Annotated in this window: 30 protein-coding genes; 7 read left to right on the top strand and 23 right to left on the bottom strand. The window is 65.4% G+C overall.

Annotated elements, in window-relative coordinates; translation table 11 throughout:
• Positions 1-14: 14 nt before the first annotated feature.
• Together N5K27_RS02830 and N5K27_RS02825 are read right to left on the bottom strand one after the other, a co-directional pair.
• Positions 15-980 carry a tripartite tricarboxylate transporter substrate binding protein gene (locus N5K27_RS02830; RefSeq protein ID WP_087838313.1) on the bottom strand — a complete coding sequence of 322 codons (966 nt, stop codon included), beginning with the start codon at positions 978-980 and terminating at the stop codon, positions 15-17.
• A gap of 56 nt (positions 981-1,036) precedes the next feature.
• A complete protein-coding gene (locus N5K27_RS02825) occupies positions 1,037-1,825 on the bottom strand; it encodes an RraA family protein (protein ID WP_087838314.1) in 789 nt (262 codons plus the stop codon).
• Between the two features lie 143 nt (positions 1,826-1,968).
• Here N5K27_RS02825 and N5K27_RS02820 point away from each other — a divergent pair, with 143 nt between their 5' ends.
• Positions 1,969-2,838 (top strand): IclR family transcriptional regulator C-terminal domain-containing protein, encoded by an 870-nt coding sequence (locus N5K27_RS02820; RefSeq protein WP_279814560.1) that lies wholly within the window; start codon positions 1,969-1,971, stop codon positions 2,836-2,838.
• A 108-nt stretch (positions 2,839-2,946) separates the two neighbouring features.
• On the opposite strand, the gene rpsQ is transcribed toward N5K27_RS02820, so the two are convergent.
• The 15 genes from rpsQ to rpsL all read right to left on the bottom strand — a co-directional run bounded on the left by rpsQ (position 2,947) and on the right by rpsL (position 12,900).
• Positions 2,947-3,210: a 30S ribosomal protein S17 gene (rpsQ, locus tag N5K27_RS02815; protein ID WP_087838316.1), complete on the bottom strand. Its 264-nt coding sequence runs from the start codon at positions 3,208-3,210 to the stop codon at positions 2,947-2,949.
• A 2-nt stretch (positions 3,211-3,212) separates the two neighbouring features.
• Complete coding sequence (gene rpmC / locus N5K27_RS02810) at positions 3,213-3,404, bottom strand: 50S ribosomal protein L29 (RefSeq protein WP_087838317.1); 192 nt, start codon at positions 3,402-3,404, stop codon at positions 3,213-3,215.
• Between the two features lie 10 nt (positions 3,405-3,414).
• Positions 3,415-3,831 (bottom strand): 50S ribosomal protein L16, encoded by a 417-nt coding sequence (rplP, locus tag N5K27_RS02805; RefSeq protein ID WP_087780002.1) that lies wholly within the window; start codon positions 3,829-3,831, stop codon positions 3,415-3,417.
• A 2-nt stretch (positions 3,832-3,833) separates the two neighbouring features.
• Entirely contained in the window at positions 3,834-4,688 is an 855-nt protein-coding gene (rpsC, locus tag N5K27_RS02800) for a 30S ribosomal protein S3 (protein WP_087838318.1), read from the bottom strand.
• Between the two features lie 9 nt (positions 4,689-4,697).
• Positions 4,698-5,027 carry a 50S ribosomal protein L22 gene (gene rplV / locus N5K27_RS02795; protein ID WP_087838319.1) on the bottom strand — a complete coding sequence of 110 codons (330 nt, stop codon included), beginning with the start codon at positions 5,025-5,027 and terminating at the stop codon, positions 4,698-4,700.
• A 5-nt stretch (positions 5,028-5,032) separates the two neighbouring features.
• Positions 5,033-5,308 (bottom strand): 30S ribosomal protein S19, encoded by a 276-nt coding sequence (gene rpsS / locus N5K27_RS02790; RefSeq protein ID WP_087838320.1) that lies wholly within the window; start codon positions 5,306-5,308, stop codon positions 5,033-5,035.
• Positions 5,309-5,320: 12 nt separating this feature from the next.
• Positions 5,321-6,148 (bottom strand): 50S ribosomal protein L2, encoded by an 828-nt coding sequence (rplB, locus tag N5K27_RS02785; RefSeq protein ID WP_279814552.1) that lies wholly within the window; start codon positions 6,146-6,148, stop codon positions 5,321-5,323.
• Positions 6,149-6,448: a 50S ribosomal protein L23 gene (gene rplW / locus N5K27_RS02780; RefSeq protein WP_087779997.1), complete on the bottom strand. Its 300-nt coding sequence runs from the start codon at positions 6,446-6,448 to the stop codon at positions 6,149-6,151. It lies immediately after the preceding gene.
• Entirely contained in the window at positions 6,445-7,068 is a 624-nt protein-coding gene (gene rplD / locus N5K27_RS02775) for a 50S ribosomal protein L4 (RefSeq protein WP_087838322.1), read from the bottom strand. Before rplD ends, rplW begins: the two co-directional genes overlap by 4 nt.
• Positions 7,069-7,070: 2 nt before the next feature.
• Complete coding sequence (gene rplC, locus N5K27_RS02770; protein ID WP_087838323.1) at positions 7,071-7,763, bottom strand: 50S ribosomal protein L3; 693 nt, start codon at positions 7,761-7,763, stop codon at positions 7,071-7,073.
• Positions 7,764-8,021: 258 nt separating this feature from the next.
• Complete coding sequence (rpsJ, locus tag N5K27_RS02765; protein ID WP_087779994.1) at positions 8,022-8,333, bottom strand: 30S ribosomal protein S10; 312 nt, start codon at positions 8,331-8,333, stop codon at positions 8,022-8,024.
• Positions 8,334-8,472: 139 nt separating this feature from the next.
• A complete protein-coding gene (tuf, locus tag N5K27_RS02760; protein ID WP_087838324.1) occupies positions 8,473-9,663 on the bottom strand; it encodes an elongation factor Tu in 1,191 nt (396 codons plus the stop codon).
• A 55-nt stretch (positions 9,664-9,718) separates the two neighbouring features.
• Positions 9,719-11,821, bottom strand: coding sequence for an elongation factor G (fusA, locus tag N5K27_RS02755; protein ID WP_087838325.1), 2,103 nt, complete (start codon positions 11,819-11,821; stop codon positions 9,719-9,721).
• A gap of 78 nt (positions 11,822-11,899) precedes the next feature.
• Positions 11,900-12,370 carry a 30S ribosomal protein S7 gene (gene rpsG / locus N5K27_RS02750; RefSeq protein ID WP_087838326.1) on the bottom strand — a complete coding sequence of 157 codons (471 nt, stop codon included), beginning with the start codon at positions 12,368-12,370 and terminating at the stop codon, positions 11,900-11,902.
• 152 nt (positions 12,371-12,522) lie between these two features.
• The gene (gene rpsL, locus N5K27_RS02745) at positions 12,523-12,900 is read right to left on the bottom strand and encodes a 30S ribosomal protein S12 (RefSeq protein WP_087838327.1); all 378 of its coding nucleotides are present in this window, start codon (positions 12,898-12,900) and stop codon (positions 12,523-12,525) included.
• 430 nt (positions 12,901-13,330) lie between these two features.
• Here rpsL and N5K27_RS02740 point away from each other — a divergent pair, with 430 nt between their 5' ends.
• From N5K27_RS02740 to N5K27_RS02725, 4 genes are all read left to right on the top strand, one after another.
• On the top strand, positions 13,331-14,017 hold the full coding sequence (locus N5K27_RS02740; RefSeq protein ID WP_132980722.1) for a TetR/AcrR family transcriptional regulator: 687 nt from the start codon (positions 13,331-13,333) through the stop codon (positions 14,015-14,017).
• 117 nt (positions 14,018-14,134) lie between these two features.
• Entirely contained in the window at positions 14,135-15,178 is a 1,044-nt protein-coding gene (locus tag N5K27_RS02735) for an aromatic ring-hydroxylating dioxygenase subunit alpha (RefSeq protein WP_176400693.1), read from the top strand.
• Between the two features lie 41 nt (positions 15,179-15,219).
• Positions 15,220-16,227, top strand: a complete 1,008-nt coding sequence (locus N5K27_RS02730; RefSeq protein ID WP_279814541.1) for an ABC transporter substrate-binding protein — start codon at positions 15,220-15,222, stop codon at positions 16,225-16,227.
• A gap of 22 nt (positions 16,228-16,249) precedes the next feature.
• Complete coding sequence (locus N5K27_RS02725; RefSeq protein WP_132980724.1) at positions 16,250-17,065, top strand: TauD/TfdA family dioxygenase; 816 nt, start codon at positions 16,250-16,252, stop codon at positions 17,063-17,065.
• Positions 17,066-17,091: 26 nt separating this feature from the next.
• On the opposite strand, the gene N5K27_RS02720 is transcribed toward N5K27_RS02725, so the two are convergent.
• Genes N5K27_RS02720 through N5K27_RS02695 form a run of 6 tightly spaced genes read right to left on the bottom strand, consistent with a single transcriptional unit; the run spans position 17,092 to position 22,995 of the window.
• Positions 17,092-18,324: an FAD-dependent oxidoreductase gene (locus N5K27_RS02720; RefSeq protein WP_087838331.1), complete on the bottom strand. Its 1,233-nt coding sequence runs from the start codon at positions 18,322-18,324 to the stop codon at positions 17,092-17,094.
• Between the two features lie 40 nt (positions 18,325-18,364).
• The gene (locus N5K27_RS02715) at positions 18,365-19,075 is read right to left on the bottom strand and encodes an ABC transporter ATP-binding protein (protein WP_087838332.1); all 711 of its coding nucleotides are present in this window, start codon (positions 19,073-19,075) and stop codon (positions 18,365-18,367) included.
• Between the two features lie 22 nt (positions 19,076-19,097).
• The gene (locus N5K27_RS02710; protein WP_279814539.1) at positions 19,098-19,847 is read right to left on the bottom strand and encodes an ABC transporter ATP-binding protein; all 750 of its coding nucleotides are present in this window, start codon (positions 19,845-19,847) and stop codon (positions 19,098-19,100) included.
• Positions 19,840-20,880: a branched-chain amino acid ABC transporter permease gene (locus N5K27_RS02705; RefSeq protein WP_279814538.1), complete on the bottom strand. Its 1,041-nt coding sequence runs from the start codon at positions 20,878-20,880 to the stop codon at positions 19,840-19,842. The genes N5K27_RS02710 and N5K27_RS02705 overlap by 8 nt, the downstream gene beginning before the upstream one ends.
• Entirely contained in the window at positions 20,877-21,797 is a 921-nt protein-coding gene (locus N5K27_RS02700) for a branched-chain amino acid ABC transporter permease (protein ID WP_087838335.1), read from the bottom strand. The genes N5K27_RS02705 and N5K27_RS02700 overlap by 4 nt, the downstream gene beginning before the upstream one ends.
• Positions 21,798-21,807: 10 nt before the next feature.
• The gene (locus tag N5K27_RS02695; RefSeq protein ID WP_087838336.1) at positions 21,808-22,995 is read right to left on the bottom strand and encodes an ABC transporter substrate-binding protein; all 1,188 of its coding nucleotides are present in this window, start codon (positions 22,993-22,995) and stop codon (positions 21,808-21,810) included.
• Positions 22,996-23,177: 182 nt separating this feature from the next.
• Here N5K27_RS02695 and N5K27_RS02690 point away from each other — a divergent pair, with 182 nt between their 5' ends.
• Both N5K27_RS02690 and N5K27_RS02685 read left to right on the top strand, forming a co-directional pair.
• Positions 23,178-23,648, top strand: coding sequence for an Rrf2 family transcriptional regulator (locus tag N5K27_RS02690; protein WP_087838337.1), 471 nt, complete (start codon positions 23,178-23,180; stop codon positions 23,646-23,648).
• A gap of 138 nt (positions 23,649-23,786) precedes the next feature.
• Positions 23,787-25,244 carry a catalase gene (locus tag N5K27_RS02685; protein ID WP_087838338.1) on the top strand — a complete coding sequence of 486 codons (1,458 nt, stop codon included), beginning with the start codon at positions 23,787-23,789 and terminating at the stop codon, positions 25,242-25,244.
• Positions 25,245-25,386: the final 142 nt, after the last annotated feature.

The raw sequence follows: 25,386 nt of genomic DNA, 5'->3' as shown, positions 1-25,386 counted from the left end.
GGGGCGGCCCGCTGCTAGTCGGGCTTGATCTGGTGGGCGTCGATAACCTGCTTCCACTTGGCGCGCTCCTTCGCGGCATAGGCGCCGAAGGCGTCGCCCGACAGCTCCAGCGGCGCGCCGCCCAGGGCCTTGATCCGCTCGTCCACCTCCGGATCCTTCAGCGCCGCGGCGACGGCCGCGGCCAGCCGGTCCACCACCGGTCGCGGCGTGGCGGCCGGCGCGAACAGGCCGAACCAGCCGGTGGCCTCGAAACCCGCGATGCCGCTCTCGGCCACGGTCGGCACATCGGGCACCAGGCTGCTGCGCGTGGCACCCGTGACCGCGAGCGGCTTGAGCCGACCGCCCTGGATCATGGGCAGCAAGGTATTGATGTCGCCTGACATGAATTGCACCACCCCGCTGGCGACGTCGTTCATCGCTGGCGAAGCGCCCTTGTAGGGAATGTGGACCATCTCCACCTTCGCCATCGTCTTGAGCAGTTCCCCTACCAGGTGGTTGGTGGTGCCCGTGCCGGGAGAAGCGAAATTGATGGCGCCAGGCTTGCGCCGGGCCAGTTCCACCAGCCCCTTCACATCATTGGCCGGCAGGTTGCGGTTCGCCACCAGCATGAACGGCACCGAGGCCACGGCAGCGACCGGCCGCAGGTCCCGGGCAGGGTCGTAAAGGAGCTTGGGATCAAGGCTGGGGCTGATGGCGATCGGGCCATTGCTGCCCAGCAAGAGGGTATAGCCGTCGGCCGGCGCCCGCACCACGGCCAGCGACCCCAGCGCCCCGGCCGCTCCCGGCCGATTCTCGACGATGACCGACTGCCCCAGTTGCTTGCCCAGCGACTGCGCCACGGCGCGCGCCACGGCGTCCGTCCCGCCCGCGGGCGCGAACGGCACCACCAGCTTGACCGGGGCCGAGGGAAAAGGTTGGGCCAGCGCCATGGGCAACGGCGCCGCCAGCAGCAACGACGCAAAAATGCCGAAGCGATGCATGAAAGTCTCCTGATCTTGTCGCGGGACGGCCCGCGCGGCCGTCCCCATGTCCGGTGTCAGTCGTAGCGCTTGCGGAAAAGGGGGCGCAATTCGGAAATGGGCGCCTTGGATACGATCAGTTCCCGCATCTTGTCCTCGGCACCGCCGACCTTCTCGGCCTCGTCGATCAAAGGCTCGATGAACTCGGCCGGGACCACGCAGATGCCTGAATCGTCAGCCACGATGAGGTCACCCGGATAGACCACGATGTCGTGCACGCGCACCGGTCCGTTGATCTCCATGGCCTCCATCCGGAACTTGCCGGTGATGGGGGTCACGCCCGCGGCCCAGACCGGATAGTCGATCTCGCGAATGGCCGGCAGGTCGCGCACCGCGCCGTTGACGATCGCCCCGGCGAACCCGTGGGTCTTGGCCACCAGCGCCGATTGCCCGCCCATGTTCGAGACGTTCAGGTCGCCGCCGAAGTCGGCCACCAGCACGTCGCCCGGCTCGGACAGATAGTAGATCTCGCGCGTGGACATCTTGATGGGCTCCTTGTCCAGGTAGCCCTGCGTGGGCGTCTTGCGCTCGGGCATGGAGCGCAGGGTGACGGCATGGCCCACGATCTTCCTGCCGCTTTGCAGCGGCTTGATGTGCGAAGCGGCGACCACCCCGCACACGCCGAAGCCGTCCAGCAGGTCGGACACGGTGGTGGTCAGGTCGGGCAGCGCCAGGTAACGCTCCACGACCGCCCGCGAGACACGGGGAAACTTGATGCGAGTGATGCGTTCTACCGGCACTTGCCCCCAGATCCGGCCCTGTTCCCGATATTCCTCGTAGTCCTTCAGCACTTCCTCTCGGCGCATGATCCTTCCTTTGTTGGATAAAATTTTTCCCATATTAGGAGAAATAAATTTTTCCGTCAAAAAGAGAATTTTTATTATTCCCACAATTACGAAGAAGTGCGATGTTGTGCGATCATAGGAAAATCCTGATCCCGCCGCCGCCGATGCCCGTCCGTTCCCCTTCTCCCGCAGCGCTCCCTCCCATCCCGACCGACGCCACGCCGCCGCCAGCCACAGGCGAAAGCGCGGTCGGCCGGCTGCTGACCATCCTGGATCTCTTCACCGCCGACAACCTGCAGATCCAGGTGGACGAAGTTGCCGCCCGGCTGGGCGTGGGCCGCTCCACCTGTTATCGCTACCTGCAGGAACTGAGCGATCGCGGGCTGCTGGCGCAGCGGGGCAAGGGCCGCTATTCGCTGGGCTCGCGCATCGTCGAACTCGAAAGGCTGCTGCAGCAATCGGATCCGCTGCTCAACGCCGGCAAGTCGGTCATGGCAGGTATGGCCGACATCTGCGACAACCGGGCGCTGCTGCTATGCACCCTGTACAACGATCGCGTCCTGTGTACCCATCAGGTGGGCTCCAGCCACATCATCCACGAAGGGGAGCGCATGCCGCTGTATCGTGGCCGTGGATCCGCCTTCCCCCTGTTCCAGGGCGCCGGCTCGCAAGCCATCCTGGCCAACCTGGCTCCGCATCAGATTCGGGCCCTGTACCTGGCGAAGCAGGCCGAGATCGCCGAGTCGGGACTGGGCCAGGACTGGCAGGAATTCCGCAGCGCCCTCGCGACCATCCGCAAGCAGGGTTACGTGGCTACGGTGGGCAAGCGCAATCCCCGCATCCTGGCACTGGCCGTTCCGGTACGCCATGTCGACGGGCAAGTCATGGGCAGCTTGCTGCTGCTGACCGCCCACACCGAGGCGGAACGCGCCCAGGCTCTGGCTCTCGTTCCCCGCCTGCAGGCGGAAGCGGCGCGGATAGGCGAGTTCGAGCAACGCCTGTCGAGCGGCGACACGGTTCCACCGGCCAACTGAAGACGGGGCTCTGCGCCCGTGGCGGCGGGCACCCAAAACAAAAGGCCGTGGAGTTGCCTCCACGGCCTTGCGCCGGACATCTCGCGATGCCCGTTCAGCCTGCGGGGATCAGATGATCCGCGCGGCTTCGACCAGACGGACCACCGACCAGGCCTTGGTCTTGGAAACCGGACGGGTTTCCGAGATCTCGACCAGATCACCGGTCTTGTACTGGTTGGTTTCGTCGTGAGCGTGGTACTTGGCGGACCGGACGACGATCTTGCCGTACAGCGGGTGCTTGACCCGGCGTTCGACCATCACGGTTACCGTCTTGTCCATCTTGTCGCTGACCACACGACCGGTCAGCGTACGCTTCAGCTTGGTTTCGCTCATGTTTACTTCCCGGCTTTCTCGCGCAGCACGGTACGGACACGCGCGATGTCGCGGCGCACCTTGCCAAGCTGGCTGGTGTTGGAAAGCTGCTGGGTAGCCAGCTGCATGCGCAGACTGAACTGAGCCCTAAGCAGACCCTCGAGCTCCTTGCCGAGCTCGCCGGCGTCCTTCGAACGGAGTTCGCTTGCCTTCATTGCTATCTCCTTACGTTCCGAGATGACGCGTCACGAAGACGGTCGAGATCGGAAGCTTGGCAGCCGCCAGGCGGAACGCCTCGCGCGCCAGTTCTTCGTTGACGCCTTCCATTTCATACAGCACCTTGCCGGGCTGGATCTCGGCGACCCAGTACTCCGGGTTGCCCTTGCCGTTACCCATCCGGACTTCGGCGGGTTTTTGCGAGATCGGCTTGTCCGGGAAGACGCGGATCCAGATACGGCCGCCACGCTTGATGTGGCGGGTGATGGCACGACGGGCCGACTCGATCTGGCGAGCGGTCAGGCGGCCACGACCCGTGGCCTTCAGACCGAATTCGCCGAACGAGACATTGGCGCCGCGCGTGGCCAGGCCGGTATTGCGGCCCTTTTGTTCCTTGCGGTATTTCCTGCGCGATGGCTGCAGCATGCTTATTCTCCGTCTTTGGCAGGCGCGGCCGCGTCAGCAGCCGGCTTGCGCGGCGCACGCCGGGCACCACCCTCGGGCGCGGCAGCAGCAGCTGCCTCGCCTTCGGGCCGGCGGCCGCCGCGACCACGACCAGCGCCGGGGCGGTTGCCCGGACGGTCGTTACGCGGGCCGCGGCGCGGCTTGCGCTCTTCGTCCTTGGTTGCTTCAGGGGCGGCGGCCAGCTCGGCCGAGCCCAGCGTGTCGCCCTTGTAGACCCACACCTTGATGCCGATCAGACCATAGGTCGTACCGGCTTCGGACGTGCCGTAGTCGATGTTGGCGCGCAGGGTGTGCAGCGGCACACGGCCTTCGCGGTACCATTCGGTACGGGCGATCTCGATGCCGTTCAGGCGACCGGCGCTCATGATCTTGATGCCCTGGGCACCCAGGCGCATGGCGTTCTGCATGGCGCGCTTCATCGCCCGGCGGAACATGATGCGCTTTTCGAGCTGCTGGGCGATCGAGTCGGCGATCAGCTGGGCGTCGATTTCCGGCTTGCGGATCTCTTCGATGTTGACGTGCACGGGCACGCCCATCAGACGCTGCAGATCGGCCTTCAGGATCTCGATGTCCTCGCCCTTCTTGCCGATCACGACGCCCGGACGAGCCGAGTAGACCGTGACGCGCGCGTTCTTGGCAGGACGCTCGATGACCACGCGACCCACGGAAGCGCCTTTCAGCTTCTTCTTCAGGTACTCGCGGACCTTGATGTCTTCCGCCAGCATGCCGGCGTAGGCGCTACCGCTGGCGTACCAGCGGGAGGACCAGTTACGGCTGACCGAGAGACGGAACCCGGTCGGGTGAATTTTCTGTCCCATCGTGGCTCCTTAGCTGCCGACCTTGACCACGATGTGGCAAGTCTGCTTCTCGATCTTGACGCCGCGGCCTTTGGCGCGGGCGTCGAAACGCTTGAGCGACGCACCCTTGTCGACGTAGATGGTTTTCACCTTCAGTTCGTCGATGTCGGCACCGTCGTTGTGCTCGGCATTCGCGATGGCGGATTCGACCGCCTTCTTGATGATGCCGGCGGACTTCTTGGGCGTGAACGTAAGAATGTTGATGGCCTGGGCCACCGACTTGCCGCGGATCATATCCGCGACCAGACGGGCCTTCTGGGCCGACACGCGTACGCCACGAACAATCGCAGTGGTTTCCATCGCGCTTACCTCTTGGCCTTCTTGTCCGCAGCGTGACCCTTGAACGTACGGGTCAGCGCGAACTCGCCGAGTTTGTGACCGACCATGTTCTCGTTGACATACACGGGAACATGCTGGCGACCATTGTGAACCGCGATCGTCAGACCGATGAACTCGGGCAGGATCGTGGAACGACGCGACCAGGTCTTGATCGGGCGCTTGTCTTTGCCGGCCGTGGCCGACTCAACCTTCTTCAGAAGGTGCAGGTCGACAAACGGGCCTTTTTTAATCGAACGTGACATGGCTCGCCTCGCTTACTTCTTCTTGCGCCGCTGGACGATCATATTGCTCGTCCGCTTGTTGCGGCGGGTCTTGAAACCCTTGGACGGAGTGCCCCAGGGGCTGACCGGCTCACGGGCTTCGCCAGTACGGCCTTCACCACCACCGTGCGGGTGGTCGATCGGGTTCATGGCAACACCGCGAACGGTGGGGCGAATGCCGCGCCAACGAGTGGCACCGGCCTTGCCGATCTGGCGCAGGCCATGCTCTTCGTTGCTGACTTCGCCGATGGTCGCACGGCACTCGATGTGCACCTTGCGGACTTCGCCCGAACGCAGGCGAACCTGGGCATAGGTACCTTCACGAGCCAGCAGCACGGCCGATCCGCCTGCCGAACGCACCATCTGGGCGCCCTTGCCGGGGATCATTTCCACGCAGTGGATGGTGCTACCGACCGGGATGTTGCGGATCGGCAGGGCATTGCCAGCGCGGATGGGCGCTTCGCTACCGGACACCAGCGTGGCGCCGACTTCAAGACCGCGCGGGGCGATGATGTAGCGACGTTCGCCGTCGGCATAGCACAACAGAGCGATGTGCGCCGTACGGTTGGGGTCGTATTCGATGCGCTCGACCTTGGCCGGGATGCCGTCCTTGGTGCGCTTGAAATCGACCACACGATAATGTTGCTTGTGACCACCGCCGCGATGACGCGTGGTGATATGGCCGTTGTTGTTGCGGCCGGCATTCTGCATCTGCTTTTCAAGCAGACTGTCGAGCGGGCGACCTTTGTGCAGGTGGGGGTGAACCACCTTCACCATCGCGCGGCGACCGGCGGAAGTCGGCTTCAGCTTGACGAGGGGCATTTACTTCACCTCCTGCGCAAAGTCGATTTCCTGACCCGGCTTCAGCGACACGTACGCCTTGCGCTCGTTGCGGCGGCGACCGATGAAGCGGCCAAAGCGCTTGACTTTGCCCTTGGTATTGAGAACCTGCACGGACTCGACCTGCACCTTGAAGAGCAGTTCGACGGCAGCCTTGATTTCCGGCTTGGTGGCGTCTTGCAGGACGCGGAAAGCCACTTGCTGGTTCTTGTCGGCGATGAACGTGCTCTTTTCAGAGACGATCGGAGCCAGCAGAACCTGGAGCAGACGGTCGTTGCTCATCCCAGCATCTCCTCGAGCTGAGCGATCGCGGGCTTGGTGATCAACACTTTGTTGTAGTGGATCAGCGACAGCGGATCGGCATAACGGGACTCGACCACCGCCACGTGCGGCAGGTTGCGCGTGGCCAGATAGAGGTTTTCGTCAACCGTATCGGTAATGATGAGGACCGAGTTCAAGCCCAGGCTCTTGAGCTTGTCGGCGGCCACCTTGGTCTTGGGCGAATCGACCACGAAGTTCTCGACGATCGCGATCCGGTCTTCGCGGGCCAGTTGCGACAGAATCGACCGCACACCGGCGCGGTACATCTTCTTGTTCACTTTCTGGCTGAAGTTTTCTTCAGGCGAATTCGGGAAAATGCGACCACCCCCACGCCACAGCGGCGACGAGGTCATACCGGCGCGAGCGCGGCCGGTACCCTTCTGGCGCCAGGGCTTCTTGGTGGAGTGCTTGACTTCCGTGCGGTCCTTCTGGGCGCGGTTGCCGCTGCGGGCGTTGGCCTGGTAGGCGACAACGACCTGGTGCACCAGCGCTTCGTTGAATTCGCGGCCGAAGACCGTATCGGGGGCGCTGACGGTCGCAGCGACCTGGCCCTGGTCATTCAGGAGCTTGAGATCTGCCATGTTCAGGCTCCTTTCACAGCGGGACGAACGACGATGTTCGCGCCGGCATGGCCCGGGACGGCGCCACGGACCAGCAGCAGGCCGCGCTCGGCGTCCACGCGGATCACGTCGAGGTTCTGCACGGTGCGGGTGACGTCGCCATAGTGGCCGGCCATCTTCTTGCCCGGGAACACGCGGCCCGGATCCTGCGCCATACCGATGGAGCCGGCCGAGTTGTGCGACACCGAGTTACCGTGCGAAGCGCGGTTCGACGAGAAGTTGTGACGCTTGATCGCGCCCGAGAAGCCCTTACCGATGGTCGTGCCCGTCACGTCGACCTTCTGGCCGACCGTGAAGACGGATTCCACGGTGATGACTGCGCCCGGAGCGAACTCGGCCGCTTTGGCCGGATCAAGGCGGAATTCTTTGAGCACGCTGCCCGCTTCGGCACCCGCTTTCGCGAAATGGCCGGTAAGAGGCTTGGTGACGCGCGAAGCACGGCGCGTACCGAACGTGACCTGAACGGCGGCGTAACCGTCCGTTTGCGGGGATTTGACCTGGGTCACACGGTTGTTCGACACGTCCAGCACGGTCACGGGGATGGACTCGCCATCGTCCGTGAAAATGCGGGTCATGCCAACCTTGCGACCCACCAGGCCGAGCCGGAATGCGGCTGGCGTGGAGGCCGTCGATTGGGTCGACATCGTTTTCTCCATTCCCGACTACGATTGGCCGGGGCTAAAAATGGCGTCGCACCGAAGTGCGGCACCGGACAGCAACGCCAAGGGCGCTGCGCCTACATTGATGCGATAGTGATTGCTGGCGGCACGACCCGGGAAAAATGCCGGGGAAACCCCGCCGGATCAATACGTGCCAAAAATACGTGCCAAAAGCCCATGGGCTCACCCACGGGCTAGCCGGCTAGTATAGCCTGCGCCCGGCGGCCTTTTCAAGCCCCGGGCGCAAATACCACGTCACTGCAAAGCGATTTCCACATCCACGCCAGCCGGCAGGTCCAGGCGCATCAGCGCGTCCACGGTCTTGTCGGTGGGATCCACGATGTCCATCAGGCGCTGATGGGTGCGGATCTCGAACTGGTCGCGCGACGTCTTGTTGACGTGCGGCGAACGCAGCAGATCGTAGCGGCGGATACGGGTCGGCAGGGGAACCGGACCACGAACCACGGCACCCGTGCGCTTGGCGGTTTCGACGATCTCAGCGGCCGACTGGTCGATGAGCTTGTAATCGAACGCCTTGAGGCGGATGCGAATCTTCTGCTTTTTCATGAAACTGTCCTAAAGAGCGAGGTTGGACCCCCCCTACGCGCTTACGCGCGCCCCCCAGGGGGGGCGACGCTGGCGGACCGGCAGAGCCGGATCCGCGGCGTCCTGGGTGGGGCCGTTTTTTTAAGGGAGACCCTTAAAATCAAGCAATAATTTTGGCGACGACGCCGGCGCCGACGGTACGACCGCCTTCACGGATGGCGAAGCGCAGGCCTTCTTCCATGGCGATCGGCGCCAGCAGCTTGACCGTGATCGACACGTTGTCGCCCGGCAGCACCATCTCCTTGTCCTTGGGCAGCTCGATCGTGCCCGTCACGTCCGTCGTACGGAAGTAGAACTGGGGACGATAGCCGTTGAAGAACGGCGTATGACGGCCGCCCTCTTCCTTCGACAGCACGTACACCTCGGCCGAGAACTCCGTGTGCGGCGTGATCGAACCCGGCTTGGCCAGAACCTGGCCACGCTCGACGTCTTCACGCTTGGTGCCGCGCAGCAGGATACCCACGTTGTCACCGGCCTGGCCCTGGTCCAGCAGCTTGCGGAACATTTCCACGCCCGTGCACGTCGTCTTGACCGTGTCCTTGATACCGACGATCTCGATTTCCTCGCCGACCTTGATCACGCCACGCTCGATACGCCCCGTCACCACCGTGCCACGACCCGAGATCGAGAACACGTCTTCCACCGGCATCAGGAACGCACCGTCGACCGCACGCTCGGGCGTCGGGATGTACGAGTCCAACGCCGCCGCCAGTTGCAGGATCGCCTGCTCGCCCAGCTCGCCCTTGTCGCCTTCCAGCGCCATGCGGGCCGAGCCCTTCACGATCGGCGTATCGTCGCCCGGGAAGTCGTACTTCGACAGCAGTTCCCGGACTTCCATTTCCACCAGCTCCAGCAGCTCGGCGTCGTCAACCAGGTCCGCCTTGTTCAGGAACACGATGATGTACGGCACGCCAACCTGGCGCGACAGCAGGATGTGCTCGCGCGTCTGCGGCATCGGGCCGTCAGCGGCCGACACCACCAGGATCGCGCCGTCCATCTGCGCCGCGCCCGTGATCATGTTCTTCACGTAGTCCGCGTGCCCCGGGCAGTCAACGTGCGCGTAGTGACGGGTCTCCGTCTCGTATTCCACGTGTGCCGTGTTGATCGTGATCCCACGCGCCTTCTCTTCCGGCGCCGCGTCGATCTGGTCGTACGCCTTGGCCTCGCCGCCGAACTGCTTCGACAGCACCGTCGTGATCGCCGCCGTCAGCGTCGTCTTGCCGTGGTCAACGTGACCGATCGTGCCCACGTTCACGTGCGGCTTGGTACGCTCAAACTTGCCTTTTGCCATGTTCTCTCTTCCTGCAGTTTGCCTGGAGATTTAACGATTACTTGCCTGTCGCCAATTACTTGGCGCGGGCGCTGATGATTGCGTCGGCGACGTTCTTCGGCGCTTCCGCGTAGTGCTTGAACTCCATCGTGTACGTCGCGCGACCCTGGGTCGCGGAACGCAGCGCGGTGGAATAACCGAACATCTCGGCCAGGGGAACCTCGGCCTTGATGATCTTGCCGCCGCCGACCATGTCGTCCATGCCCTGGACCATGCCGCGCCGCGAGGACAGGTCGCCCATCACGGTACCGGCGTAGTCTTCCGGCGTCTCGACTTCCACGGCCATCATGGGCTCGAGCAGCACAGGGTTGGCCTTGCGCATGCCTTCCTTGAAGGCCATCGAGGCGGCCATCTTGAACGCGTTTTCGTTCGAGTCCACGTCGTGGTACGAACCGAAGAACAGCGTCACCTTGACGTCCACCACCGGGTAGCCGGCCATCACGCCAGCCTGCAGGGTGTCGATACAACCCTTTTCCACGGCCGGAATGAATTCACGGGGCACCACGCCGCCCTTGATGGCGTCGACGAACTCGAAGCCCTTGCCGGCTTCCTGGGGCTCGACCTTCAGCACCACGTGACCGTACTGGCCGCGGCCGCCCGACTGCTTGACGAACTTGCCTTCGGACTCTTCGCAGGTCTTGCGGATGGTTTCGCGGTAGGCCACCTGGGGCTTGCCCACGTTGGCTTCCACGCCGAATTCGCGCTTCATGCGGTCGACCAGGATTTCCAGGTGGAGCTCGCCCATGCCCGAAATGATGGTCTGGCCCGACTCTTCGTCGGTACGCACGCGGAACGACGGATCCTCGGCGGCCAGGCGGTTCAGGGCGATGCCCATCTTCTCCTGGTCGGCCTTGGTCTTGGGTTCGACGGCCTGCGCGATCACGGGCTCGGGGAACTCCATCTTTTCCAGCGTGACGATCGATTCCGGATCGCACAGCGTTTCGCCGGTCGTGACGTCCTTCAGGCCCACGGCCGCGGCGATGTCGCCCGCCAGAACTTCCTTGATTTCCTCACGCTGGTTGGCGTGCATCTGCAGGATACGGCCGACGCGCTCTTTCTTGCCCTTGATCGCGTTGTAGACGGTGTCGCCGGAAGCCAGCACGCCCGAGTACACGCGGATGAAGGTCAGCTGGCCGACGAACGGGTCCGTCATCAGCTTGAACGCCAGCGCCGAGAACTTTTCCTTGTCGTCGGCCTTGCGGACCACGGGCTGGTCGTTCTCGTCGGTGCCGTCGACCGGGGGGATGTCGATCGGCGAAGGCAGGTAGTCGATGACCGCGTCCAGCATGGCCTGCACGCCCTTGTTCTTGAAGGCGGTGCCGCACAGCATGGGCTGGATCTCGCCGGCGATGGTGCGCTGGCGGATGGCGGACTTGATCTCGGCTTCCGACAGTTCGCCGGATTCCAGATACTTGTTCATCAGCTCTTCGGACGACTCGGCGGCCGCCTCGACCAGCTTCTCGTGCCATTCGTTGCAGGTGTCGACCAGCTCGGCGGGGATGTCGCCGTATTCGAACTTGGTGCCCTGGCTGGCGTCATCCCACAGGATGGCCTTCATCTTGACCAGGTCGACCACGCCCTTGAACGAATCCTCGGCGCCGATCGGCACTTGCAGCGGGATCGGGTTGGCCTTCAGGCGCAGACGCATCTGCTCGTAGACCTTGAAGAAGTTCGCGCCGGTACGGTCCATCTTGTTGACGAACGCGAGACGGGGCACGCCGTACTTGTTGGCCTGGCGCCAGACGGTTTCCGACTGGGGCTGCACGCCGCCCACGGCGCAATACACCATGCAGGCGCCGTCCAGCACGCGCATGGAGCGCTCGACTTCAATCGTGAAGTCCACGTGCCCCGGGGTGTCGATGATGTTGAAGCGATGCTCGGGATAGTTGCCCGCCATGCCCTTCCAGAAGCAGGTGGTGGCAGCCGAGGTGATCGTGATGCCGCGTTCCTGCTCCTGCTCCATCCAGTCCATCGTGGCGGCGCCGTCGTGCACTTCGCCGAGCTTGTGGTTGACGCCCGTATAGAACAGGATACGTTCGGTGGTGGTGGTCTTCCCTGCGTCGATGTGCGCAGAGATGCCGATGTTGCGGTAGCGCTCGATCGGGGTCTTGCGGGCCATGATCGGATTTCCTTGGTGACTGGACTGGTTGGCCCGCGGCGATCGGCCGCGGGCCATTTGAGAAACGAAGAGTGCTGCTTACCAGCGGAAGTGGCTGAATGCCTTGTTGGCCTCGGCCATCTTGTGCGTGTCGTCGCGCTTCTTGACCGCGCCGCCGCGGCCCTCGGACGCATCCATCAGCTCGCCGGCCAGGCGCAGGTCCATGGACTTCTCGCCACGCTTCTTGGCGGCCTCGCGAACCCAACGCATGGCCAAGGCCAGGCGGCGCACGGGGCGCACTTCAACCGGCACTTGGTAGTTGGCGCCGCCAACCCGGCGGCTCTTGACCTCGACGATGGGCTTGACGTTGCCGATCGCCTGACCGAACACCTCGATGGGGTCCTTGCCGGTCTTGGTCTGGATTTGTTCGAGGGCGCCGTAAACGATCCGCTCTGCGACGGCCTTCTTGCCGGAGAGCATGACGACGTTCATGAATTTGGCGAGTTCAACGCTGCCGAACTTGGGATCGGGCAGGATTTCACGCTTGGGTACTTCGCGACGACGAGGCATTTCTACTTCCTATGTCTTCAGTTGAACCGCGGGGTTTCGCCTGCGGCCGTGGCCTGTCACGTTGGGCTTGCGCCCCGACGGGCCCCTTACTCGTGCCGCTCCTGCAATCCAGGATGCGGCGACGCAACGGGTAAAGCTGCGAGACCTGGGGATCAGGCCTTCTTGGGGCGCTTGGCGCCGTACTTCGAGCGGGCCTGCTTGCGATCCTTCACGCCTTGCAGGTCCAGCGAGCCGCGGACGATGTGGTAGCGCACACCCGGGAGATCCTTCACCCGGCCGCCACGCACCAGAACCACCGAGTGCTCCTGCAGGTTGTGGCCTTCGCCGCCGATGTACGAAATGACTTCGTAACCGTTGGTCAGGCGCACCTTCGCAACCTTACGCAGAGCCGAGTTCGGCTTCTTGGGGGTCGTGGTGTAGACACGGGTGCAGACGCCGCGACGCTGCGGGCTGCATTCAAGAGCGGGCGACTTGCTCTTGGCGTGGCTGGATTCGCGCGGCTTGCGCACGAGTTGGCTGATAGTTGGCATAAGCCCTCTTCCGTAACCTTTTGGGGTCTTTTGGTTAGGTCTGGGGCCTACGTCACAAGGCCCAGACATCTACAACAAGCCATCCGGCAGCGCGGCCCCGAGCAGGAAGCCGCAACCGGGGCGAACCGGAAGAGGAACATGCACGGGCCGCACGATCGTGCGGCATGAAAACCTGCTGGGGGAGGAACGCCGCGACGCGGCTCTTGAGAAAGGCAGTGTTTGCGGGACATCCGGGCAATTTGTACCAGCCGGATATTGCAATTCTGCACATCAAAGAACGCGCGGCCCGGGCGAGCCGACTCCAGAGAGCTTGCCATAATAGCGTGCACGGCGCGAGACTGTCAACGACAGATCCGCTCGGGCGTACCGTGGCGGGCACACCGGCGGGCCGACTAGAATGGCGCGTCGCCACCAGCAGCCGGCCCGCTCCATGCCTCGAACCAAGAAAGACGCCCCCGCTCCGCGCGGCGCCGGCCGGCCGGTCGACAGCCAGTCGGTAGGCCGGGATCGTATCATCGACTGCACCGTGGACCTGCTCGGGCGCCGCACCCCGGAAGAACTCACCATCCTCGAGATCGCCGCCGAAGCGGGCGTGAACCGGGCGCTGGTGCGCTACTACTTCGGCGATCTGCGGGGTTTGCTGCACGAGGTGACCGAATTCCTGATGCGCCAGCTGCAGGACCGCATGGAGCGGGCGCTGCGGCAGCCGGGCTCCCTGCGGGAGCAACTCAAGGCGCGCCTGACGCTGCGTCTCGAGTTCATGCGGCAGCATCCCCATTTCGAGCGGCTGGCGCTGGCCGAGATCTACCATGCGCCCAGGACCGGGAACGAGGCCGGCGCGCCCACCCCCATCCAGCGCGTGACCGCGCGGGGGCTGGAGATCACCGCCATGCTCTTTCCGGAGGGCGTGCCGCCCGCCGTCGATCCGCGCTTCGTGCATCTAATATTGATAGGCGTGCCGGCCTTCGTCTCGACGGCGCAGCCGCTCATCGAGACGTTGTTCGGCACCGGCCCCCAGGCCGAGACGATGATGGACGCCTACGTCGACTTCGTCGCCCGCATGCTGGAGGACCAGATCCGGCCGGACGGCGGCGGACGCCTCCCCTCGCCCACCTAGGGATTCCCCTGTCCGGTCCGGCGTTGACGCGCCCTCCCGGCCGTCTTATCCTGACTTTAATTACCACTTATGGTAATTATTGCCGGGCCGAAGCGATGCATGCCCGGGGAGACAGCCTTGGAATATCTGCGCAATGCCTGGTATGCCGCCGCGGCCGAGGCCGAAATCACCCGGACGCCCCTGCGCCGGATGCTCCTGGACACGCCCGTCGTGCTGTTCCGCAGCCTGGACGGCAACCCCGTCGCCCTGCAGGATCGCTGCGCGCACCGCTTCGCGCCGCTGTCCCGGGGCACCCTGCTCGGCGACGAACTGCAGTGCGGCTACCACGGCCTGCGCTATGACCCCGGCGGCCGTTGCGTGCACAACCCGCACGGCCCCCGGATCCCCGCCCATGCCGACATACGCGCCTATCCTCTCGCATCGCGCTACGGCTTCATCTGGCTGTGGCCGGGCGATCCGGCGCTCGCCGACGCCGCGTTGCTGCCGGACCTTTCCCCGTTCGACCCGCGTCCGGGATATCGGACCCAATGGGGCTACCTGCGCATCGACGCGCATTACCAGCTCGTCATCGACAACCTGCTGGACCTCAGCCACGTCGAGTACCTGCACCCCGCCTTTGCCAGCGGCGGCGCCATCGGCAACACCCGCCACGAAGTCATCGAGGCGGACGGCGTGGTGCACGCGAATCGCTGGAAACCGGGCTGCACCGTGAGCCCGCTGCTGGGCCGGTGCTGGGGCAGGCCCGATGCCATCGGCGACGCGCGGTCGTGCATACGCTGGCACCCTCCCTGCACCCTGTTCCTGGACGTCGGCGCCACCGAGACCGGCGCCGACCCCGGCGACGGAGTGACCTTGTCGTTCCTGCATCTGCCGACACCGGAAAGCGGCACCCGGACACACTACTTCTGGGCGGCGACGCGCAGCCACTCCCCGGACGACGACGAACTGACCGGCTGGATACAGGCGACCACCGAGCGCGCCTTCATGCTGGAAGACGAGCCGATGATCGAAGCGCAGCAGGACAACCTCGGGCCGGGCGCCGACATGGCGTCGCTGCATCCCGTCTACCTTGCTCCCGACCTGGCGCCGGTCAAGGCGCGCCGGATTCTCGCGCGTCTGATCGAAGCCGAACGCGGCGCCCAGCCGGCAGGCATCCGGTAGCGCCGCGCCACCCCTGGTAACCATGTGAAGGAGTACCCGTCATGCTTCGTCCTCGCTCATCGATGCTGCGCGCCGCCGGGGCACTGGCCTGTTGCTGGGCGCTGGCCGGGACCGGCGCCCAGGCAGCGGCCACGCCCGAAGAGATCACGGTGCTGACGCCCGCTCCCCCCACCCTGCCCGGGTTCGCTCCCTGGATATTGGCGCAGGCCCGCGGCTACTACCGGGACCGGGGCCTGAAGGTCAACCTGATGGCGGCCAACGGCGGCGGGGTCCAGGTGGCCAAGCAGGTGGGCGCGGGCATCGCGCTGGCCGGCAGCTCGGTGGGCGACGCGCCGCTGTTTCTGCGGCCCAACGGCATTCCCATCAAGGTGGTGGCCGTGCTGGGCGGCCACTCCCTGATGCAGGTCGTGGTCCACGACGACGACGCCCGCATCAAGACGCCGGCGGACCTGCGCGGCAAGACGGTCACGGTCGGCTCGTATACCGACTCGATCTATTACAGCTTCCTGGGCATGCTCAAGCACTATGGCGTGGACAAGAAGGCCGTGAACATCCAGGCCGCCGGCCCGACCGGCGTCTGGAAACTGTTCGCCACCCGCGAGGCCGACGCCATGGTCGCCACGCCCGACTGGGCCCTGGCGGCGGTCAACGCGGGCGCCAAGGTGCGCGTGTTCTACGGCGACCAGGTATTCCCCGGCCTTCCCCAGGCCATCGTGGCCTCGGACGAAACGATACGCACCCGGCCCGACCTGGTCGAGAAAGTGGTCGGCGCCACCCTGCGCGCCATGCGCGAGATCATGCAGGACCCCGCCGCCGCCGTGGGCGACTTCGTCGCCGCCGTACCCGCCTACCAGGACAAGCGCGACTATGTCGCGCAGATCATCGGCGCCTATGCCCGCGACGTCTATCCCGGGCAGGCCGTGCCCGGCAAGATGGACCCCGCCCTGCTGCAGCGGCTGCAGGACTTCTATGTCAAGGAAGGCTTGCTGGCCAGGCGCGCACCGCTGGAAGACTTCTATACCGACCGCTTCGTCGGCAAGGCGCCCTAGCGCCGCATCGTCCGGAGACATCATGCTGATCCGCCCCCTTACGCCGGCCATAGGTTCGGAAGTGCTGGACATAGACCTTGCCGACGCGACCCAGGTCACCCGCCATGCCGACCGGCTGCGCGCCCTCCTGGCCGAGCGCCAGGTCATCTTCTTCCGCGAGCAGCGTCTCTCGCCCGATGCCCAGGTGTTCTTCTCGCAGGTGTTCGGCGACGTCGAACCGGTGTCATCGACCTTTCCGTCGCACCCCGCCAATCCCTACGTGGAAATGCTCGTCACCCGCGGCAAGGAGACCGGCACCGATATCTGGCACGCCGATCTGACCTGGCAGCCTCGCCCGCCGGTGGCCGCCTGCCTGTATGCGGTCGAGGTGCCCGAGGTGGGCGGAGACACCATGTGGGCCAGCATGACGGCCGCGCACGATTCCCTGGACGAAGGACTGCGGCGCTACCTGGCCGGCATGACCGCCGTCCACCATTGGGAAGCTCCCGCCCTGGTGAACAACCTCAAGCGCCAGCCCGACGGCGACGAGAAGTACCACGCCATGCGCCGCCGCTACCCCCCTGTGGACCAGCCCGTCTTCCTGCCCCATCCCGCCACGGGCAAGCGCGTGGTTTTCGTCAACAGCCTGTACACGACGCGAATCAACCAGATGGGGCACGACGACGGCGCGCACATGCTGTCCTTCCTGGCCGGCCTGGCCCGCGTGCCGGAATGGCAGGTGCGGTTCAACTGGCGCAAGGGCTCGGTGGCCGTGTGGGACAACCTGGCCACCCAGCACTATGCGATCAACGACTACTACCCCTCGCCGCGGACCATGCACCGCGTGTCCATCCGCTAGCATCCCGCGGCCCGGCATGCGCAGGCTCAGTTCCGACCCCGCACTTCCGGCGGCTCCTGCACCTCGGGAGTGGCCGCGGCCAGGATCTCCGAGCGGTTTCCGCTTCGGGGCGGATAGATGCGCTCGCGATTGATGGTCCGTTTGGTCGCCTTGGCCGCATCCTTCGTCGAGATGACCCGGCGGTCCCAGCCTCCGGTATAGACGGCGCCCCACTCGCCCAGGTCCAGCACGGTCACGTACCAGTCGATGTGCAAGGGCAACATGGGTTCGCCAAGCAGATCCGCCGCAACGTTGTAGCCCGCGTAGCGGCCCATCGGCCGGCCATGCTGGCAGGACATGACCGAGGCATGTTCGCCGTCCAGCACCGCCCGGGCCGCATCGCCTGCGGCGAAGACGTGCGGCATTCCCCGCACGCGCATGAACTCGTCCACCTCCAGGCGACCGAGCCTGTCCCTTGCCGCCGGCAAAGCGCCGCCCAGGTCGCTGGCGCGCATACCGGCGCACCAGACGACAGTCGACGCCTCGATCCGCTGCCCACCGGCCAGCGTCGCGCCATGCGCATCCAGCGAGGCGATGGATACGCTCGTGTGCATCTCCACGCCCAGGGAGGCCAGCGCCTCGACGATGACAGGCCGCGCCTCGTCGCCCATGTCCGGGCCGATGAGCGGGCTGGCATCGGCCAAGACGACCCGAGGTGCCGGCCGGTCGTGCGCCAGGGCCGACAGTTTCGCCAGCCTGGCCGGCAATTCGGATGCCAGTTCGATTCCGGTCAGCCCCGCCCCCACGACCAGCACATGCAGCCGGTCCGCGTCGCGGCCGTCCTGCGCCAGCGCGCGTAGGTGCGCATCGAGCCGCTTGGCGCCATGGTAGGTATCGATATCGAAGGAATGCTCAACCAGGCCGGGAATAGATGGCCGCTGCACGCTGCTGCCCAACGCGTAGACGAGGCGGTCGTAGCGAACCGTGAAGACACCTGCGCTCGTGCGCACATCGACCACACGGCGCTCGGTATCGACGCCTGTGACCACGCCCCGGAGGTGCTCCACGCCTATCGGATCCAGTACCAGGGAGAACGGCACGATGGTGGCATCGAGGTCCTCTTCGTAATTGCGGACGCGAATACTGTGAAAATCGTGCTGGTCGATCAGAGTCACGCGCACGGCATCCGGGCCGACGCCGTGCTCCTCCAGTTTCCTGGCGGCTCCAATCGCACTCCACAGGCCGGCGAAGCCGCCGCCCAATACCACGATGCGTTTCATCTAGACAGCTCCTTTGCTTCAAACATGACAGTCCGGCGCGCTACATGCCGATGTAGTCGCGCACCAGTTCGGGGCGGTCCCGCAAGGCTTGTGAGGAGCCTCGCCACACGACGGCGCCCTTCTCGAGGATGTAATGGCGGTCCGCCACCCGCATCAGCGGCCCCAGGTTCTTGTCGATCACCAGCAGCGCCAGCCCGCGCCGCTTGAGCAGTTCGATGCAGCGCCAGATGTCGCCTCGGACCAGCGGCGCCAGCCCTTCGGTGGCTTCGTCCAGGATCAGCAGTTCCGGGGCTGTCATCAACGCGCGGCCGATGGCGAGCATCTGCTGTTCGCCGCCGGAGAGGTGGCATCCCAGATGATGCTCCCGCTCGCGCAGGCGGGGAAACATGCCGTAGATATCGTCCAGGGACCAGCCGGCATCCCGCATCGCCGGCGCCCGGGCCGTGGCGAGCAGGTTCTCGCGTACCGTCAGGTTGGGAAAGATGCGCCGGCCCTCCGGTACCAGCCCCAGACCGACCCGTGCTCTCTGGTGCGCGGCCAGCGGCCGCAAGCTGCGGCCCCGCCATCGGACGTCGCCTCCCCGCAGGCGCAACAACCCCATGATGGACTTGACGGTAGTGGACTTGCCCATGCCATTGCGGCCTAGCAAGGCGACGCACTCACCGGCGTGGATCTCGAGGTCTATGCCGAACAAAACCTGGCTGGCCTCATAAGCCGCCTCGACACCGCGCAGGCTGAGCAACGGCGCCACACCCTCATTCGTCCCGGCGCGTTCAGTCATTCCCGTCTCCCAGGTACGCGGCACGCACCTCGTCGTTGCCGCGTATTTCCCGCGGCGTGCCGCAGGCGATCACACGGCCGTACGACAACACAGTGATACGGTCGGCCAGCGCGAAAACCGCATCCATGTCGTGCTCGACCAGGACGATGCTGTAGGCACCCTTGAGCTCGCGCAACATGTCGACCAGCCCGGCCGATTCCTGGCGGCTCATGCCCGCCATCGGCTCGTCCAGCAGCAGCACCTCGGGGCGCATCGCGAGTGCCATCGCGATCTCCAGCTGGCGCATCTCGCCGTGGGCCAGCGCACCAGCCGCCCGGCCAGCCGCGTACGCCAGCCCGACCCGGCCCAGCGCCACCCGGGCCGGCCCGACCAGGCCCGCATCCCGGCGCGCCGGCCGCCAGAAGCGGAAACTGTGTCCCTGCCCGGCCTGGACCGCCAGCATGACGTTTTCCAGCACGGAGAATTCCCGGAACACCGAGGTGATCTGATAGGAACGCCCGACGCCGCCCAGGGCCCGCTGATGGACCGGTGCCCGCGTGATGTCGCGCCCCTTCAGCGAGATCATGCCTGCGTCCGGCGCGATTTCGCCGGCCAGTTGATGGATGAACGTGGTCTTGCCCGCGCCGTTGGGGCCGATGATGGCATGCAGTTCTCCCCGCTCCAGGGTCATGCAAAGCTCGTCGGTCACCTTCAGCGCCCCGTAGCGCTTGACCAGCCGGTGCGCCGCCAGGATCTCAGCCATCGGTGTTCTCCCGGCCCGCCAGGGCGCCGTACAGCCCGCGCCGCGCGAACAGCACCACGGCCACCACGAATACGCCGAACACGCCCAGCCAGTGCGTACGGATCAGGTCTGCCGCGCCCGCCGGCAGGTCGAGCGGCATGCCCGAGAGAAACTCCTCCAGCAGCACGAAGGCCGCCGCCCCCACGATCGGCCCCAGCAGCGTTGCCATGCCGCCCAGCACGCACATCAGTACCAGATCTCCCGAAAGAGTCCAGCTCATGTACGAAGGCGATGCGAAGCGGGCCAGGTTGGCCAGCAGCACCCCGGCCATCACCACGATCATCGCCGACAGCACGTAGGCGGCAAGCCGGTAGCGCAGCAAGGGAAATCCCAGGGCTCGCATGCGGCGCGGATTCTGGCGGCTGCCGCGCAGCACCAAGCCGAAGCGCGAATCAGTCAGCCGCTTGCACAGGGCGCAGATGATCGCCAGCACGGCCAGCACCAGCAGGTAGAACTGGTAGGGATCGTCCAGCGACAGGCCAGGCACGCGGCTGTGCGACGCGATGGTCAACCCGTCGTCGCCGCCGTACTGCTTGAGGCTGATCGCCAGGAAATAGAACATCTGGGCGAAAGCCAGCGTGATCATGATGAACGCCATGCCGCTCGTCTTCAGGCAAACGAGTCCCACGATCAGCGCCACGGCCGCGCCGGCGGCCAACGCCACCGCCAGGTGGGCAAGACCCGAGTCAACGCCGTGGGCCGACAGGATGCCCACCGAGTAGGCACCAATGCCCAGATACATCGCATGGCCCAGGCTAACCATGCCGCCGTACCCGAGTACCAGGTTCAGGCCCACGGCCGCCAGGCCGAGGATCATGATGCGCGCGACCAGGCCGAGCCAGAACGGCTGGCCCAGCAGATGGGCGGCCGCCGGCACCGCGCACAGCGCCAGGAAGATCGCCGCGGCCGGAGCGGCACGGCGGAAGGCCTTCCCGCGGGCCCCGGCGCTCGCACCGTAGGGTGGCGTGTCCTTGGCGTACAGGGTCGAGTTCATGCATGCCTCACTGGGAAGAGTCCGTGCGGACGCATGGCCAGGACCAGCGCCATCAGCAGATAGATCAGCATGGAAGCGACCGCCGGTCCCGCAGCCTGGGCGAAGACCTTGCCCACCAAGGCATCGAAAACCGCCGGCAGGAAGGCGCGCCCCAGCGTGTCGATCAGGCCAACCAGCAGCGCACCGTAGAAGGCCCCGCGTATGGAGCCGATGCCACCGGTCACGATGACCACCAGCGTCAGCACCAGCACGGGCTCGCCCATGCCGGGCTGCACCGACAGGATGGGCCCGGCCATCACGCCAGCCAGCCCCGCAAGACCGGCTCCCAATCCAAAGATCAACGCATTGAGCAGGCGGATGTTGACTCCCATCGCGCCAACCATTTCCGCATCGGCCGCGCCGGCGCGTATCAGCATGCCCACGCGCGTCCGGTTGATCAGGACATAGAGCCCGAGACCCGCCACGAGCCCGACCGCGATGATGGCGAACCGGTATGCGGGATACGGGAAGCCGAACAGCTCGACTGTTCCGGACAGCGCCGGCGGCACGTTGATGTAGACCGGAGCCGGCCCCCAGAAGAAGCGCACGATCTCGTTGAACACCAGGATCAGGCCGAAGGTGGCCAGCACCTGGTCCAGATGGTCGCGCGTGTACAAGCCGGCCAGCACCATGCGGTCGACGGCCAGGCCGATCAGCATGGTAGCCGGCACGGCCAGCAGCAGCGCAAGCAGGAAGGAATCGGACGCGCCCAGCATGACCGCCGCCAGATAGGCGCCCATCATGTAGAGCGATCCATGCGCGAGGTTGACGAAGTTCATGATCCCGAACACCAGCGTCAGGCCGGCCGACATCAGAAACAGCAGGATCCCGAACTGCAGGCCATTCAGCACCTGGGTGGCGATGAGTTGAGCGTTCATGGCACGGGCTTCATTCCATCGGGCATTCGGCGTGATAGGCGTCGCGATGATTCTTCAGCGGGGTCGCGATGGTCTTGAGCGTGACGCGGCCGCGCGCATCCTTCACCACTTCGAACACGTGCATGTCTTGGACGGGAAAGTTGTTGTTGCCAAACTTGAACGGACCGCGCACCGACGGAAATTCGGCCTGCCTGAGCGCCGCCATGAAGGCGCTCTTGTCCTCGACGCGGCCGCCCACCTTCCTCAACGCCGAATCCAGCAATTGCGCGCCGTCGTAGCTCTGCGCCGCGTAGTGGGAAGGAATGCGGCCGTACTTCTTCTCGAATCCGGCAACGAAGACGCGATTGGCCTCGTTGTCCAGGTCCGGCCCCCAGGCGGTGCCGGTGATCACCCCCAGGGCGCTTTCGCGCTGGGCAGGAAGATTGATGGCGTCGGTGGTGGACGCGGACAGCACCGGTATCCGACCCAGCAGACCCGCCTGCTGGTACTGGCGCAGGAAGTTCACGCCCAGCCCGCCCGGATAAAAGACGAACACGGCATCGGGCTTCCTGGCCGCGATCTGCGTCAGCTCGGCCGAGAAATCTTGCTGGCTGAGCGGGGTATAGACCTCGTCCAGCAGCGGCTCCTTGTAGTAGCGCTTGAAGCCGGTCACGAAATCGAAGCCCGACTGGTAGTTGGGCACCATGGTGATGATCCGCTTGTAGCCCTTGGACGCGGCATAGTGGCCCACGACCTCGGCCTGCTGGTCGTTCTGCCAGGACGTGCTGAAGAAATAGGGCGAGCACGCCTTGCCTGCCAGTTGGCTAGGCCCGGCATTGGTGCCAATCAGGAAGACTTGTTTCTGGGTGATGCGCGGATGCACGGCCAGCATGACATTCGAGAATGTCACGCCGACGATGATGGGCACGTCGTTGCGGCCCGTCAGGCTTTCGGTCAGTTGCACGCCCACCTCGGGCTTGAGCTGACTGTCGGCCTTGATCACGCTGATATCCCGGCCGCCCAGCTTGCCGCCGTTGCGGTCCAGATAGAGCATGAAGCCGTCGTACATGTCCTGTCCCAGCGCCGCTTGCGGACCGGACAGTTCGGCCATGAAGCCGATCTTCAGCTTCTCCTGACCGGCCGCATGCGCGGCCGGCAGGGTCGCCAGGGTCACGCAGGTCCCCAGGCAGGCGCCCATCAGGCGATGATGCATTTTCATGATGTCTCCTTCCGCCCGCCTTGTCGCGAACGCTGTCGTTACCGGCCGCATCTCGTCGTTTCCGGCTTTATATCTAGATATTCAATGACCAGATTACGAAGCGGATTCTGGGCCCGTTCCAGAAGCTAGTCAATCACAATCTGGATGTGTATAGTCCGGATTATCCATTACGAGGCATAGCCATGAGGATGAGCGAAGGCGTGGAGTGGGGCCTGCATTGCTGCGTGGCCCTGGGCTGGATAGGACAGGACGAAGTGGTCTCCACCGCCAGGCTGGCGGCCAAGTTCGGCCTGCCCGCCGCCTATCTGAACAAGTCGCTGCAAGCGCTCGCGCGGGCCGGCATCCTGGCCTCCTCGGCGGGACCCAAGGGGGGCTTTCGCCTGGCGCGCCCGCCGGCCCGGATCACCCTGCTCGAAGTGGTCGATGCGATCGAGGGCCAGGAGGCGGCCTTCCGTTGCTCCGAGATCCGCCGCAACGGCGAAGGCGCAGCTCCCGCGGCCGAATGCCGCCGGCCCTGCGCGATCGCCTCGGCCATGCGCGATGCCGAGGCCGCCTGGCGCAAGGAACTGTCGCGCCAGACGATCGCCATGATCATGGACAAGGCACCCCGGACGGCGGCGGAACGCACGGTTCGCTGGCACGCGTACGCCTGATGTAACGTCTTGATACACAAGGTCGAGCTGGCTTTGCGCGCCCCGTCACGACTTCTTGGCTAGGATGGACCATCGTAGGGCAAAGACCGCAAGCGTCTTTGGACACGACACACCAACCCTGCCCCTCAGGAGCCCACGATGAGCGACAAGACTTCCCTCCCCGGCCACAGCACCACCGGCGCCGGGGCCCCCGCGCCCAGCGACCGCAACTCGCTGACTGTCGGCAGCGACGGCCCCCTGGTCCTGCACGATGTGCATTTCCTCGAACAGATGGCGCACTTCAACCGGGAAAAAGTCCCCGAGCGCCAGCCCCACGCCAAGGGCTCGGGCGCCTTCGGCGTGTTCGAGACCACCGAGGACGTCTCCCGCTACACCAAGGCGGCCTTGTTCCAGAAAGGCTGCAGGACGGAGATGCTGGCCCGGTTCTCGACGGTGGCCGGCGAGTCCGGCAGCCCCGACACCTGGCGCGACGTGCGCGGTTTCTCGCTGAAGTTCTACACCACCGAGGGCAACTACGACCTGGTCGGCAACAACACGCCCGTGTTCTTCGTGCGCGATCCGATGAAGTTCCCCCACTTCATCCGCAGCCAGAAGCGCCTGCCCGATTCCGGCCTGCGCGACGCCCACATGCAGTGGGACTTCTGGACGAACAATCCGGAAAGCGCGCACCAGGTCACCTACCTGATGGGCGACCGCGGCATCCCGCAGTCCTGGCGCCACATGAACGGCTTCGGGTCGCACACCTACATGTGGGTCAACGCGGCGGGCGAGAAATTCTGGGTGAAGTACCACTTCCACAACCAGCAGGGCGAGAAGAACCTGACCAACGAGGAAGCCGCCCGCATCGCCGGCATGGATGCCGACTACCACCGGCGCGACCTGTTCGAGGCGATCGCGCGCGGGGACCATCCCAAGTGGGTGATGTCGGTGCAGGTCATGCCGTACGCCCAGGCCAAGACCTACCGCTTCAATCCCTTCGACCTGACCAAGGTGTGGCCGCACAAGGACTACCCGCTGATCAAGGTCGGCGTGATGACCCTGAACCGCAACCCGGCCAATTTCTTCGCCGAGATCGAACAGGCCGCCTTCTCCCCCGGCAACACCGTGCCGGGCATCGGCCTGTCGCCCGACAAGATGCTGCTGGGCCGCGCCTTCGCCTACAACGATGCGCACCGCGCCCGCATCGGCACGAACTTCCACCAGTTGCCCGTGAACCGTCCGAAGGTGCCGGTCAACACCTACATGTTCGACGGCAACATGACCTATGAACATGCGGGCAATGCCGCCACCTACGCGCCCAACAGCCAGGGGCGCGCCTGGGCCGACGGCGGCGCGGCGCCGGAGGAAAGCTGGGAGGTCGACACCAGCCTGGTGCGCGAGGCCTACAAGCTGCGCAAGGACGACGACGACTTCGGCCAGGCCGGCACGCTGGTGCGCGACGTATTCGATGATGCCCAGCGCCAGCGACTGGTCGATACCGTGGTGGGCACGCTGAAGTCCGGCGTGCGCGCGCCGGTGCTCGAGCGGGTGTTCGACTACTGGAAGAAGGTCGACGCCGACATCGGCCGCCGCATCGAGGCCCAGTACAAGGCCTAGGTACCCGGGCCGGGCCCCGCCTCCCGGCCTGGTCCCGTCCGGCGGCGCTTTTCGCGCGCCGCCGGCCCCTCCCCCCTTTCCCGCCATCTGGCCCGGAACTTGCAAGCAGACAGGCCGATGACCGGCCGGCGCACTCATCCGG

The sequence above is a fragment of the Pigmentiphaga sp. GD03639 genome (genome assembly GCF_029845405.1).
Classification (GTDB): domain Bacteria; phylum Pseudomonadota; class Gammaproteobacteria; order Burkholderiales; family Burkholderiaceae_B; genus Pigmentiphaga; species Pigmentiphaga daeguensis.
Note: the sequence above shows the minus strand (reverse complement) of the source record. Positions and strands in the feature narration are given on the sequence as shown.